We start from the raw sequence: 13,461 nt of genomic DNA, 5'->3' as shown, positions 1-13,461 counted from the left end.
GCCCCTCCACCATCCGCTTCGCGGATGGTCCTCCTCCCCCAGCAAGCTGGGGGAGGACGCATGACCGCCCCCGTCCTCGACACCAAGGTCTCTCCCACGGACACGACTTTCCAGGCCAACGCCGCGCACAACCGCGCGCTGGCGGAGCAACTCCGCGCCGACGTCGCCCGCGCCGCGCTCGGCGGCAACGAAAAGTCCCGCGAGCGCCACACCGCACGCGGCAAGCTCCTCCCCCGCGAGCGCGTCGAACGCCTGCTCGATCCCGGCTCGCCGCTGCTGGAGATCGGCCAGCTCGCCGCGCATGACGTCTATGGCGAGGACATCCCCGGCGCCGGCCTCATCACCGCGATCGGCCGCGTCTCCGGGCGCCAATGCATGATCGTGTGCAACGACGCGACGGTGAAGGGCGGGACGTACTACCCCCTCACCGTGAAGAAGCATCTGCGCGCGCAGGAGATCGCCGAGGCGAACCGCCTGCCCTGCATCTACCTCGTCGATTCCGGCGGCGCGAACTTGCCGCACCAGGCGGAGGTGTTCCCGGACCGCGATCACTTCGGCCGCATCTTCTTCAACCAGGCGAACATGTCGGCCAAGGGGGTGCCCCAGATCGCCTGCGTGATGGGCAGCTGCACCGCAGGCGGCGCCTATGTTCCTGCCATGTCGGACGAAACGGTGATCGTGCGTGAACAGGGCACGATCTTCCTCGCCGGCCCGCCGCTGGTGCAAGCCGCGACGGGCGAAGTCATCAGCGCCGAGGATCTCGGCGGAGGCGACCTTCACGCGCGCAAGTCCGGCGTCGTCGATCACCTCGCCGAGAATGACGAGCACGCGCTCACCATCGTGCGCGACATCATCGCGACGCTGCCGCCGGAGCGGGAGGCGGACGTAAACCTGCGCGCCTCGAAGGCGCCGAAATATGGCGCGGAGGATCTCTACGGCATCGTCCCGCAGGACGTGCGTGCGCCCTATGATGTGCACGAAGTGATCGCCCGCCTCGTCGACGGCAGCGAGTTTCACGAGTTCAAGGCGCTCTACGGCTCCAGCCTCGTCTGCGGCTTCGCGCATATCCACGGCGCGCCGGTCGCGATCCTCGCCAACAACGGAGTCCTGTTCAGCGAAAGCGCGGTCAAGGGCGCGCATTTCATCGAACTCGCCTGCCAGCGGCGTATCCCGCTCCTGTTCCTCCAGAACATTTCCGGCTTCATGGTCGGCGGGAGATACGAGGCGGAGGGGATCGCCAAACACGGCGCAAAGCTCGTCACGGCCGTCGCCACCGCCAGCGTGCCCAAGATCACCGTGCTGATCGGCGGCAGCTTCGGCGCCGGCAATTACGGCATGTGCGGCCGCGCCTATTCCCCGCGCTTCCTGTTCACCTGGCCCAACAGCCGGATCAGCGTGATGGGCGGCGAACAGGCCGCCAGCGTCCTCGCCACCGTGCACCGCGACGCCGCCACCTGGACGCCGGAAGAAGCGGACGCCTTCAAGGCCCCGATCCGCCAGAAATACGAGGACGAGGGCAACCCCTATTACGCCACCGCCCGCCTGTGGGATGACGGCGTGATCGACCCCGCCCAGACCCGCGACGTGCTCGGCCTCGCGCTCCAAGCCTGCCTCAACGCCCCCATCCCCGAGCGTCCGTCGTTCGGCGTGTTCCGGATGTGATGGGGAGCGCGAGCGCCAAGTTCTCAATCCTCCCCGAGCTTCGCTCGGGGAGGGGGACCGCCCCGCGCAGCGGGGTGGTGGAGGGGCAGACGCGCAACGCACGCGGCAGCGCTCCAAACACTCTCCGTCACCCTGAACTTGTTTCAGGGTCCATCTCTCCGCAGGCGACGACCTCGCCTGTGGCACAATGGATGCTGAAACCAGTTCAGCATGACGCTGGATTAAGCAAACCGGCCGGCCGCAAAGAGCGCCGTCACCCTGAACTCGTTTCAGGGTCCATCTCTCCGCAGGCGGCGACGCCGCTTGTGGCACAATGGATGCTGAAACCAGTTCAGCATGACGCTGCGCTTGGGGACGGGTCGGTCACCCGCCCATCAGTCCGTCATGCTGAACTCGTTTCAGCATCCATCCCGCCGCACACGGGCCACCACCGGCTCCAGTCCAAGCGCCGGCGCCAGATCCACCCAGTCCGGGTTGTCGCTCTCGATCAGATTGATCTTCCACTGCCGGTGCCAGCGCTTGAGTTGCTTCTCACGCGCAATGGCGCTCGGCATATCCGCGAAGAACTCGTATCGCACGAGCAGGAACACACCGTAGCGGGACGTGAACCCAGCCGTTGTACCGCTGCGATGCTGCCACAATCGCGCGACAAGGTTGCTCGTCACGCCGATGTACAGCGTCCCCAGCCGCTGGCCGGCGAGCAGGTACACGCAAGGTTGCTTGGCCACCTCCCCCTCCGACACGCGACCCCATGGATGCTGAAACAAGTCCAGCATGACGGCGTCTCGGGGGCAACGCCCGCTCTCCGGCTTCAGGAACACCGCCCATGATCCTCCCCCTCCTCCTCGCCCTGCAAGTCACGCCGGTCGCGCCTCTGCCCAAGGGCACCGCCCTTCCCCCGTCCGCCTCGGAGGAAGGCCAGGTCATCGCCCCCGTGCAGCGCCTGTTCGACGCGCTCGCCGCCAACGATCCCGCCGCGATCCTTGCCGAGGTCCGCACCGACGGCCGCGCCACCGCCGTCGTGGAAAAGGCGGACGGCACCACCGCCGTCACCACCAGTGACTGGCCCGCCTTCGCCGCCAAGCTCGGCAAGCCCGGCCCGAAGCTCGCCGAAACCTTCACCGGCATGCCCGCGATCGAGATCGACGGGAATATCGCGATGGTCTGGGGCAGTTACACCTTCACCGTCGACGGGAAGCCCAGCCATTGCGGCACCAACCATGTCGATCTGGTGCGCGACGGCGGCCGCTGGCGGATCAACAACATCACCTGGACACAGCGCACCACCGGCTGCGCGCAATGACCGCTGTCCTACGTCCCACCCCCGCAGGTATTCTCCGTCCCATGATCACTGCCCCCGCCCCGAATGTTGAGGCCTGTTGGAAAAAAGCGCGCCAGAGCCTCAACTTCCTCAACATTCGCGGTGTCGCAGCATGATCGGCTCGCTCCTCATCGCCAATCGCGGCGAGATCGCCTGCCGCATCATCCGCACCGCGCGCGCGCTCGGCGTGCGCACGGTCGCGGTCTATTCGGATGCCGATGCCGAGGCGTTGCACGTGCGCGAGGCGGACGAGGCGGTTCACATCGGTTCCTCGCCCGCACGCGAATCCTATCTCGTCGGTGAGCGCATCATCGCCGCTGCCCGCGAAACCGGCGCGGAGGCGATCCACCCCGGCTATGGCTTCCTCAGCGAGAATGCCGATTTTGCGCAAAGCGTGATCGACGCCGGCGTCGTCTGGGTCGGCCCGCGCCCCGCCAGCGTCCGCGCGATGGGGCTGAAGGATGCCGCCAAGAAGCTGATGCAGGAAGCCGGCGTCCCCACCACCCCCGGCTATCTCGGCGATGATCAGTCCCCCGACCGGTTGCAGCGCGAGGCGGATGCGATCGGCTATCCGGTGCTGATCAAGGCGGTCGCCGGCGGCGGCGGCAAGGGCATGCGCCGCGTCGATCAATCGGAAGACTTCGCCGACGCGCTCGCCTCCTGCCGGCGCGAGGCCGCGGCCAGTTTCGGCGACGATCGCGTGCTGATCGAAAAGTACATCCTCTCCCCGCGCCACATCGAGGTTCAGGTGTTCGGCGACAGCCACCGCAATGTCGTCCACCTGTTCGAACGCGATTGCTCGCTGCAGCGCCGCCACCAGAAGGTGATCGAGGAAGCGCCGGCGCCGGGCATGGACGCCGCCACGCGCGAAGCGGTCTGCGCCGCGGCGGTGAAGGCGGCGCAGGCGGTCGACTATGTCGGCGCCGGCACGATCGAGTTCATCGCCGATGCGAGCGAGGGCCTGCGCGCCGATCGCATCTGGTTCATGGAAATGAACACCCGCCTCCAGGTCGAGCATCCGGTGACGGAAGCGATCACTGGTCAGGATCTGGTCGAATGGCAGCTGCGCGTCGCGAGCGGAGAACCGCTGCCGCGCCGCCAGGACCAGCTATCGATCACCGGCTGGGCGATGGAGGCACGCCTCTATGCCGAGGATCCGGTAAGGGGCTTCCTCCCCTCGATCGGCCGGCTCGACGCGCTCGATCTAGGGGAAGCCGTCCGCGTCGACACCGGCGTCGAGCAGGGCGCCGAGATCAGCCCCTTCTACGATCCGATGATCGCCAAGCTGATCGCCCATGGCGACACGCGCGATGAGGCGCGCGAGCTGCTCGCCGATGCGCTCGACGAAGCGGTGATCTGGCCGGTGCGCACCAATGCCGGCTTCCTGGTCGAGGCGCTCGACCACCCCGATTTCGCCGCCGGCAATGTCGATACCGGCCTCATCGCCCGCGAAGGCGAGGCGCTGATGCCGCCCGCGCTGCCCAGCGAGGAAGCGCTGATCGAGGCCGCCGCTGCACTCGCCCCGGATCTGCCGGTCGCCGGCTTCCGCCTCAACGCGCCCGCGCGCCGCGAAGGCCGCTTCCTCCTCGCCGGAGAGCCGATCGCGATCGACTTTACCGATGCGCCGCTGGTGGAAGTGGCCGAACCGCTTGACAGCGTGCTCATCACCGAAGGCGGCCAGACGTGGGAGCTCGCCCCCTTCCGCGCGACCGGCGCCACCGGCAGCGCGGCAGCGGACGGCGCGATCCTCTCGCCCATGCCCGGCCGCATCATCGCGGTGGAAATCGTCGCGGGCGCGGCCGTGGTGAAGGGCCAGAGGCTCGTCACGCTCGAGGCGATGAAGATGGAGCACAGCCTCGTTGCCCCGTTCGACGGCACGGTAGCAGAGCTGAACGCCGAAACGGGCGGTCAGGTCACCGAAGGCACGCTGCTGGTGAAGGTGGAGCGGCAGGAGGGCTGACGTCGGCGGGCCTACTGCAAAGGCGGCGGAAGTCGCGCCAACGCCACACCCGCTTCGTCACCCCGGCCCTGTGCCGGGGTCAGGGTTCCGCAAACCTCAACGTCTGGGGTTTGCGGCTTAGTGGATGCCGGGACAAGCCCGGCATGACGGATCCGTCGCCGGTCCGAACCCTCGATCCGTTCGCCCTAGCCCGTCAGATGGCGAAGGGCGCCTCTGGCCAACGCGGCTCGGAGAAAACCCTACCCCAGCCGCGACAGCGCCGCCGTCAACCGCTCCGCCTCAGCCGCCTTATCCGCATGGTCGGCTCGCGCCTTATCGACCGCCTCGGGCTTCGCACGCTCGACGAAGCTCGGGTTGTTGAGGCGCCCAGCGAGCCCGTCGCGCTCCTTCTCCGCCGCCGCAATCGCCCTGGCGAGTCGGGTGCGCTCGGCGGCGAGATCGATCACGTCGCCCAGCGCGAGGCGGAAGGTGGCTTCGTCCACCACCACCTGCGCGGTGCCGCCCGAAACCTCGCCCGGATCGATCCGTGCAAGGCGGGCGATCGTTGGCGCGTTGCGCGTCAGGCGCGCCTGCGTCTCGGCGTTCGCATCCGCCACCGCGTAGGGCAGTCGTGCACCCGGCGGCACGTTCAGCTCGGTACGGCTGGACCGCACCTCGCTGACGAGGCGGATCAGCCAGTCGATCTCCTGCGCGGCGGCCGGATCGATCGCACGTGCATCGGCCATCGGCCAGTGCGCGACGATCAGGTCATGCTCGCGGGGTGCGAGCGCGTGCCACAGTTCCTCGGTGATGAACGGCATGAACGGGTGGAGGACGACCAGGATCTGGTCGAGCACCCAGCCGGCGACCACCTTCGTCTCGTCATCAATCGAGCCCTTGATGAGCTCGAGATACCAGTCGCAGAACTGGCTCCAGACGAACTGATAGATCGCGTTCGCCGCGGCATCGAAGCGATATTCGCCGAGTGCGAGGTCGACCGACTGGATCGCCTTGATCGCCTCGCCGATGATCCACTTGTTGACCGGGTGAGTCGCTACCGGCGGCTCCAGCGTGGTCGATCCGCCGATGCCGTTCGACTGGCAGAAACGGCTGGCGTTCCACAGCTTGGTCGCGAAGTTGCGATACCCCTCGACCCGCTTCTCATCCATCTTGATGTCGCGGCCCTGGCTTTCCATGGCCGCCATGAAGAAGCGCAGCGCGTCGGCGCCGTACTTTTCGATCAGACCGAGCGGATCGACGGTGTTGCCCTTGGACTTGGACATCTTCGCGCCGTCCGCCGCGCGGACGAGCCCGTGCAGGTAAAGCGTGCGGAACGGCACGCTTTCAGCGAGCGGCCTTTGGCCGTTGGCTCCCATGAAGTGGATGCCCTGCATCATCATGCGGGCATCCCAGAAGAACAGGATGTCGAAGCCGGAGATCAGCACGTCATTAGGATAGCGGCCGCCGAGCGTCGGATCGGTGTTCTCCGGCCAGCCCATCGTAGCGAATGGCCAGAGCGCGGAGGAGAACCAGGTGTCGAGCACGTCGGGATCGCGCGTCAGGGCGACGCCCTCGCCCGCCTGCGCCTGTGCCTCAGCCTCGGTTTCGGCGACATAGGCCGTGCCCTCCGCATCGAACCACGCCGGGATCTGGTGCCCCCACCACAGCTGGCGCGACACGCACCACGGCTGGATGTTCTCCATCCAGTTGAAGTAGGTCTTCTCCCACGTCTTGGGGACGAGGCGGATCGCGCCGGACTTCACCGCCTCGATCGCGGGCTGCGCCAGCGTCTTGGCGTCGACATACCATTGGTCCGTCAGCCACGGTTCGATGACCGCGCCCGAGCGATCGCCGAACGGCGTCTGGATCGTGCGCGGCTCGGCATCATGCTCGACGCCTTCCTTGTCGATGTGCGGCACGAGCACGCCATCGGTCTTGAGCCGGGCGACAACGGCCTTGCGCGCGTCCGCCGTGGACAGGCCCAGGAACTCGGCCGGAATCAGGCCGTCCGCGGTCTGCGTGACGTTGGCCTTGGCATCGAGCATGTTGAGCATCTCGCCCGCCTTCATGCCAGCGCGCTTGCCCACCTCGAAATCGTTGAAGTCATGCCCCGGCGTGATCTTCACCGCGCCGGTGCCGAGCGACGGATCGGCATGTTCGTCGGCAATGACGGGGATCAGGCGGCCGGTGATCGGCAGCTTGATCTGCTTGCCGATCATGTCCTTGTAACGCGCGTCCTCCGGATGAACGGCAACCGCCATGTCGGCGAGCATCGTCTCGGGGCGCGTCGTGGCGACGGTGATCGTGCCCGATCCGTCGGCGAGCGGGTAGCGGATCTGCCAGAAGCTGCCCTTCACCTCGCGCGTCTCGACCTCGAGATCGCTGATCGCGGTGCCGAGGCCCGGATCCCAGTTCACCAGCCGCTTGTCGCGATAGAGCAGGCCCTGGCGGTGAAGCTCGACGAAGACCTTGAGCACGGCCTTCGAGAAGCCCTCGTCCATCGTGAAGCGCTCGTTGGCCCAGTCCATCGAGCAGCCGAGGCGGCGCAACTGGCCGGTGATCTGGCTGCCGCTCTCCGCCTTCCATTCCCACACCTTGGCGACGAATTCGTCGCGGGTGAAATCGGCGCGCTTCTGCTGCTTGAGCGCCATCTGCCGCTCGACCACCATCTGCGTGGCGATGCCGGCGTGATCGGTGCCGACGACCCACAAAGCATCCTTGCCCTTCAGCCGCGCGTGGCGCGTCAGAATGTCCTGCAGCGTGTTGTCGAGCGCATGGCCGATGTGGAGCGAGCCGGTGACGTTGGGCGGCGGGTTGACGATCGTCCACGGCTCCGCGCCTGGACGATCGGGACGGAACAAGCCGTTCTCCTCCCAGTAGCTGTACCATCGGGATTCGATCGTGGCGGGGTCAAAGGTTTTCGGCAGCTCGCTCATGAGTGCGGCTCTACCGGCGCTTTCGGGCGCTGCAAAGCCACCGCTACGAAGCTGCCCGAGTGCTTCGTTCGATACGCCTACAATGTTGCACCGTGAAAGCCTGAGGGCAAAACGAGCGACTCAGCTTTCAATCGCAGCAAGACCGCGCTTACACCGCCGACATGCCTACCGTCGCGCTGCTCCTTGTCTCCAACATCTTCATGACGATCGCCTGGTACTGGCACCTGAAAGGCGGGATGGCGAAGCCGCTGCCCACCGTGATCCTGCTGAGCTGGGCCCTCGCCCTGGTCGAATATTGCTTTGCGGTTCCCGCCAATCGGATCGGCTTTGCGAGTGGCTGGTCAGGCGGGCAGCTGAAGGTGGCGCAGGAGGTGATCACGCTCCTCGTGTTCGGCGCGTTTGCCGTGCTCGTCCTTGGCGAACAGCTGAGCTGGCGCCACGCCGGCGCCTTCGCCTGTCTGGTTGGGGCGGCCGCCTTTATGTTCGCCGGCCGCAGCTGAACGGTTAGGGCTTCCAGGTCTGAACCGTTACCGTCAGATCAGGCCGCGGGCGCTCCTCCAGCGGCCGTGAGGGCGTACCGATGAACATGAAGCCTGCGATCCGCTCCGGCGCCGCGCCAAATGCATCCCGCACCCGGTCGTTGAACGCCGCCCAAGTGGTGAGCCATCCGCCGGCAAACCCCATCGCATGGGCTGCGTGGAGCAGGTTCATACAAGCGGCCCCCGTCGCCAGTTCTTGTTCCCACAACGGGATCTGACTGTCCGTGCGGGGTGAGGACAGCGCCACAACGAGGGCTGGCGCCTGATGGGCGAATTGCTCGATTGACTCCAACTCCAGCCGCTTCGCCTCCGGCCGATCAGCGCGATAGGCATCCAGCAACAAAGTGGCAAAAGCGGCGCGCTGCTCGGGTTCGACGATCACGAAGCGCCAGGGGGCAAGCTTGCCATGATCGGGGGTGCGACAAGCGATGGCGCACATCTCGGTGAGCTGGGCAGCGGAGGGGCCGGGAGCGGCGAGGTCGCGCGGCTTGCCCGAGCGGCGGGTGGCGAGAAGCGAGAGCGGGGTGCTGGTGTCGTTGAACATGGCGGCACTTTAGCCGTCGTGCGTGACGGGTCGAGGGCGTTGCCGGCAATGCAGCGTTGCTGAACGGAAAGGAGCGCCCGATTTGTATCGGACGCCCCCTTGAAGGCCCGCCGCGGCAAAGCCGCGTCGTCGGTCCTCGCTTAAGCGAGGCCGCCCGACAGCGCCTGTGCGGCGGGCCGTTGGCCGCCACACCGCGTGCCGGCACGGCACGCTCAGGCGCTGTAGTACATGTCGAATTCAACCGGGCTCGGCGTCAATTCCCAACGCGTCACTTCGCTCCACTTCAGTTCGACATAGGCCTCGATCTGATCCTTGGTGAACACGTCGCCCTTCAGCAGGAAGTCGTGATCGGCCAGCAGGCAATTGAGTGCCTCGCGCAGCGAAGCGGCGACGGTCGGCACTTCGGCGAGCTCGGCCGGTGGCAGATCGTACAGGTTCTTGTCCATCGCGTCGCCCGGATGGATCTTGTTCTGGATGCCATCGAGGCCAGCCATCAGCAGCGCGGCATAAGCGAGGTATGGGTTCGCCATCGCGTCGGGGAAGCGCACTTCGACGCGCTTCGACTTTGCGCCCGTGCCATAAGGAATGCGGCAGGAGGCCGAACGATTGCGGCTAGAATAGGCGAGGAGCACCGGCGCTTCGTAACCCGGCACCAGCCGCTTGTAGCTGTTGGTGGTCGGGTTGGTGAAGGCGTTGATCGCCTTGGCATGCTTGATGATGCCGCCAATGAAGTACAGGCAGGTTTCACTGAGGCCAGCATAGCCGTTGCCGGCGAACAGCGGATTGCCCTTCTCCCAAATCGAGAAGTGGGTGTGCATGCCCGAGCCGTTATCTTCCTTGATCGGCTTGGGCATGAAGGTTGCGGTCTTGCCATAGGCATGCGCCACCTGATGCACGACATACTTGTAGATCTGCATGCGATCGGCGGTGGTGGTCAGCGTGCCGAAGGTAAGGCCAAGCTCATGCTGCGCGGCGGCTACCTCATGGTGGTGCTTGTCGCAGGGCAGGCCCATTTCAAGCATGGTCGAGACCATCTCGCCGCGGATGTCCACGGCGCTGTCGACCGGCGCGACGGGGAAGTAGCCGCCCTTGGCACGCGGACGGTGGGCGAGGTTGCCACCTTCGTACTCACGGCCGGTGTTCGTCGGCAGCTCGATATCGTCGATCTTGAAGTAGGACGCGGCATAGTTCGTATCGAACTGCACGTTGTCGAACATGAAGAATTCGGCTTCCGGGCCAACATAGACGGTGTCGCCGATGCCCGTGGAGGCGACATAGGCCTCGGCGCGCTTTGCCGTGGTGCGCGGATCGCGCGAATAGCCCTCGCCCGTCGACGGCTCGAGAATGTCGCAGAACACGATCAGCATCGGCGTCGCGGAAAACGGATCGGTGTACACCGCCTCCAGATCCGGCTTCAGGATCATGTCGGACTCGTTGATCGCCTTCCAACCTTCGATCGACGAGCCGTCGAACATCAGGCCGTCGGTCCACTCATCCTCGCCCATCACGCTGGCAACCATGGTCAGGTGCTGCCACTTGCCCTTGGGATCGGTGAAGCGAAGGTCGATCCACTCGATCTCTTCGTCCTTGATGCGCTTGATGACGTCTGCGGCGGTCGTAGCCATTGTTCTCTCTTTTCCTCTGCGTCACCCCGGCATGCGCCGAGGTCTCTTTTGTTGCGGAGCGATCCCGGGCGTTGCCGGGATGACGTGGTCAGGGTTCAGATTGCGTCGTCGTTACGCTCGCCGGTGCGGATCCGCAGCGCGGTTTCAACTGGAATGACGAAGATCTTGCCGTCACCGATGCGGCCCGTCTGGGCGGCTTGTGCGATGGCTTCCACCACGCGCTCGACCAATCCGTCCTCGACCACCACCTCAAGCTTCACCTTGGGCAGGAAGTCCACGACATATTCGGCGCCGCGATAAAGCTCGGTATGGCCCTTCTGCCGGCCGAAGCCCTTGGCCTCGGTAACGGTGATCCCAGAGACGCCAACCTCATGCAGCGCCTCCTTCACCTCATCCAGCTTGAACGGCTTGATGATCGCTTCGATCTTTTTCACGCGGAAACGCCCACCCCTGGTTAGAACCCTCGCCCCGGTGACGGTGCTTGCATTGAACGTGCCAGCCGCGAAGCGCCAGGGCAAGGCGGCGACTCGAGCCGAGCGCCGCTCGCCCGTGCTTAAAAACCAGGCATCCTGTGGTCGCCTGCCTTTTTGCTCAGCATCACTCCTGCGCAGCGGCCATCGATCTCGTGGTCGCAAGGCAGCTGCGCGGCGCGTCAGCGCACCCCTGTCGGCACCGGCGATTTCTGCGCGGCCGGTGCGGGCGCCACTGCCTTGGTGCCGCCGCCCAGGTTCTTTTGCGCCCAATGCGCTTCATCGATCACGTAGAGGCGGATGAGCTGTGCCTGCTCCGGCGTCAGCACCTTGGCGAAGCTGACCATGCCGCGCTCTTTCAACATGCCATCGATCAGGATCGCCTTCCAGGTATCGGGATCACCTAGCGTTGCCGAGCGCTGAAGGTTCGGCAGAACCCCGCCGCCGCCCGCGCTGGCGCCGTGGCAGACCTGGCAATAACGGCCGAACAGCGCCTGGCCCTGCGCCACCTGCTGCGGCGCCGCCTTGTTCTCGGGGAGGTTCACGGGGGTTGAGTCCTGCGGCTGGGTGTTCGGCAATTGCACCGTGCCGCCCAGCTTGAAGACGAGCAGGTGCGGCACGTTGGGCACGTCGCGCGCCTTGCCGATGGCATAGCCGATCGACAGCGGCAGCGCGCCGCCGCGGCCGGCGAGCACCGCGATATATTGCTCGTTGCCGATCATGAAGGTGGCGGCGCCGGCCATAATCCCAGTGCCGACCGGATAGGAGAACAGCTGCTTGCCGGTATCCGCGGCATACGCGCGGAACTCGCCGAGCGCCGTCCCCTGAAAGACCAGGTTGCCCGCCGTCGTCATCGTGCCGCCATTCCACGGCGTCGGATAATCCACCGTCCAGCGCGCCTTGTTGGCGACCGGATCCCAAGCTACGAGACGGCCGGTGGCACCGGCAATCGCCTGCTTCACAGCGGCGGGATCGCGCGGATACATGGCGTTGCCGAGATCCTGCCCGACGTTGAAGCCGAGCGGCTTCGCCTGATCGAGCGGCGATGAGGGATTGAGGTAGGCGGATCCAACGATCTGCGCCGGAATATAGGCAAGGCCAGCCTTGGGATTGAAGCTCATCGGCTGCCAATTGTGTGCGGCGATCGCGCTCGGCATCGCGAGGAACGGCTTGCCTGTCTTGTAATAGCGCGCTTCGGGATTCTCGATCGGCCGCCCGGTCTTCGGGTCATAGCCGGTTGCCCAATTCACACCAGGGATGAACTGCCCGGCATTGATCAGCTTCCCGTTGGCGCGATCGACGACATAGAAGAAGCCGTTCTTGGGCGCCTGCATCAGCACGCGGCGCTGCTGCCCGCCAATGTTGAGGGTGGCGAGATTGATCGGCTGGGTCGCGGTGAAGTCCCACGTCTCGCCCGGCGTCTCTTGATAATGCCAGACATATTCGCCCGTATCCGGCTTCAGCGCGACGATGGAGGAGAGGAACAAATTGTCCCCTTGCCCCTCGCTGCGAAGCCCATGGTTCCATGGGCTGCCGTTGCCCACCCCTAGGTAAAGCTGGTCGAGCTCCGCGTCATAGACGATCGAGTCCCAGACGGTGCCGCCGCCGCCCGACTGCTTCCACTGGCCGTTCTTGGACCAGGTGGGGGCGACCTTTGCCATCGCTGCGTCGCTCGCCTCGCCATCGGGCGCGCCGGTCGGGTTGGGAACGGTGTAGAAGCGCCACTTCTTCGCGCCGGTCCCCGCGTCATATGCGGTGACATAGCCGCGCACACCGAACTCGGCGCCGCCATTGCCAATGACGACCATGCCCTTCACCACGCGCGGCACGCCAGTGATGGTGTAGGGCTTGGAGTTATCCGTGGTCTGGACCGACCAGTCCTGCTTGCCGGTCGCCGCATCAAGCGCGATCAGCCGGCCGTCGATCGTGCCGACATAAAGCCGCCCTTTCCACGCGGCGACGCCGCGGTTGACGACGTCGCAGCAAGCCTGGACGCCCTTTTCCGGGTTCACCTTGGGATCGAAGTCCCACAGCTTCTGACCAGTGGCGGCGTCATAGGCGAAGACCTTGGACCACGGCCCCGTGACGAACATCTTGCCGTCGACGACGACGGGAGTCGCTTCCTGCCCGCGCGCATCGGGCATGTCGGCGTACCAGGCTAGGCCGAGCTGCCCGACGTTGTCCGCATTGATCTGGGTCAGCGGCGAGAAGCGCTGCTCTTGATAGTTGAAGCCGGTCATCGCCCAATCTCGGCCGTCCCCGCCGCTGGTGAGCAAGGCGGCATCGATCTTGCCGACGCCTGTCGTGGCGGACCGATCCGCCGCGGCGTTCGCGTCTTCTCCGCTGTTGGCCTTGCACGACACGAGCGCCGCTGCCGCGAGCAGCGCAAAACCGATCCGCATCTTCCTCTCCCCCGCCCGATCCG

At 66.0% G+C, this 13,461-nt stretch carries 10 protein-coding genes; 4 read left to right on the top strand and 6 right to left on the bottom strand.

Annotated features, from left to right (window positions below; genetic code table 11):
• Positions 1-60: 60 nt before the first annotated feature.
• The gene (locus tag SPMU_RS01140) at positions 61-1,662 is read left to right on the top strand and encodes a carboxyl transferase domain-containing protein (RefSeq protein WP_088331125.1); all 1,602 of its coding nucleotides are present in this window, start codon (positions 61-63) and stop codon (positions 1,660-1,662) included.
• Between the two features lie 398 nt (positions 1,663-2,060).
• Here the strand turns inward: SPMU_RS01140 and SPMU_RS01135 are convergent, their stop codons facing one another.
• On the bottom strand, positions 2,061-2,438 hold the full coding sequence (locus tag SPMU_RS01135) for a GIY-YIG nuclease family protein (RefSeq protein ID WP_088331123.1): 378 nt from the start codon (positions 2,436-2,438) through the stop codon (positions 2,061-2,063).
• 50 nt (positions 2,439-2,488) lie between these two features.
• Here SPMU_RS01135 and SPMU_RS01130 point away from each other — a divergent pair, with 50 nt between their 5' ends.
• The gene (locus SPMU_RS01130) at positions 2,489-2,965 is read left to right on the top strand and encodes a nuclear transport factor 2 family protein (RefSeq protein WP_088331121.1); all 477 of its coding nucleotides are present in this window, start codon (positions 2,489-2,491) and stop codon (positions 2,963-2,965) included.
• Positions 2,966-3,095: 130 nt separating this feature from the next.
• Positions 3,096-4,943 (top strand): acetyl/propionyl/methylcrotonyl-CoA carboxylase subunit alpha, encoded by a 1,848-nt coding sequence (locus tag SPMU_RS01125; protein ID WP_088331119.1) that lies wholly within the window; start codon positions 3,096-3,098, stop codon positions 4,941-4,943.
• A 239-nt stretch (positions 4,944-5,182) separates the two neighbouring features.
• Here SPMU_RS01125 and SPMU_RS01120 read toward each other — a convergent pair whose 3' ends face one another.
• Positions 5,183-7,858, bottom strand: coding sequence for a valine--tRNA ligase (locus SPMU_RS01120; protein ID WP_088331117.1), 2,676 nt, complete (start codon positions 7,856-7,858; stop codon positions 5,183-5,185).
• A gap of 161 nt (positions 7,859-8,019) precedes the next feature.
• Here SPMU_RS01120 and SPMU_RS01115 point away from each other — a divergent pair, with 161 nt between their 5' ends.
• Positions 8,020-8,358, top strand: coding sequence for a DMT family protein (locus tag SPMU_RS01115; RefSeq protein WP_088331115.1), 339 nt, complete (start codon positions 8,020-8,022; stop codon positions 8,356-8,358).
• Between the two features lie 4 nt (positions 8,359-8,362).
• Here the strand turns inward: SPMU_RS01115 and SPMU_RS01110 are convergent, their stop codons facing one another.
• The 4 genes from SPMU_RS01110 to SPMU_RS01095 all read right to left on the bottom strand — a co-directional run bounded on the left by SPMU_RS01110 (position 8,363) and on the right by SPMU_RS01095 (position 13,438).
• The gene (locus SPMU_RS01110; protein WP_088331113.1) at positions 8,363-8,941 is read right to left on the bottom strand and encodes a nitroreductase family protein; all 579 of its coding nucleotides are present in this window, start codon (positions 8,939-8,941) and stop codon (positions 8,363-8,365) included.
• 212 nt (positions 8,942-9,153) lie between these two features.
• Positions 9,154-10,566 (bottom strand): type I glutamate--ammonia ligase, encoded by a 1,413-nt coding sequence (gene glnA / locus SPMU_RS01105; RefSeq protein ID WP_088331111.1) that lies wholly within the window; start codon positions 10,564-10,566, stop codon positions 9,154-9,156.
• A 95-nt stretch (positions 10,567-10,661) separates the two neighbouring features.
• Entirely contained in the window at positions 10,662-11,000 is a 339-nt protein-coding gene (locus SPMU_RS01100; protein ID WP_088331109.1) for a P-II family nitrogen regulator, read from the bottom strand.
• Positions 11,001-11,218: 218 nt separating this feature from the next.
• A complete protein-coding gene (locus SPMU_RS01095; protein ID WP_088331107.1) occupies positions 11,219-13,438 on the bottom strand; it encodes a PQQ-dependent dehydrogenase, methanol/ethanol family in 2,220 nt (739 codons plus the stop codon).
• Between the last annotated feature and the right edge of the window lie 23 nt (positions 13,439-13,461).

Source organism: Sphingomonas mucosissima, assembly GCF_002197665.1.
Lineage (GTDB): Bacteria > Pseudomonadota > Alphaproteobacteria > Sphingomonadales > Sphingomonadaceae > Sphingomonas > Sphingomonas mucosissima.
Note: the sequence above shows the minus strand (reverse complement) of the source record. Positions and strands in the feature narration are given on the sequence as shown.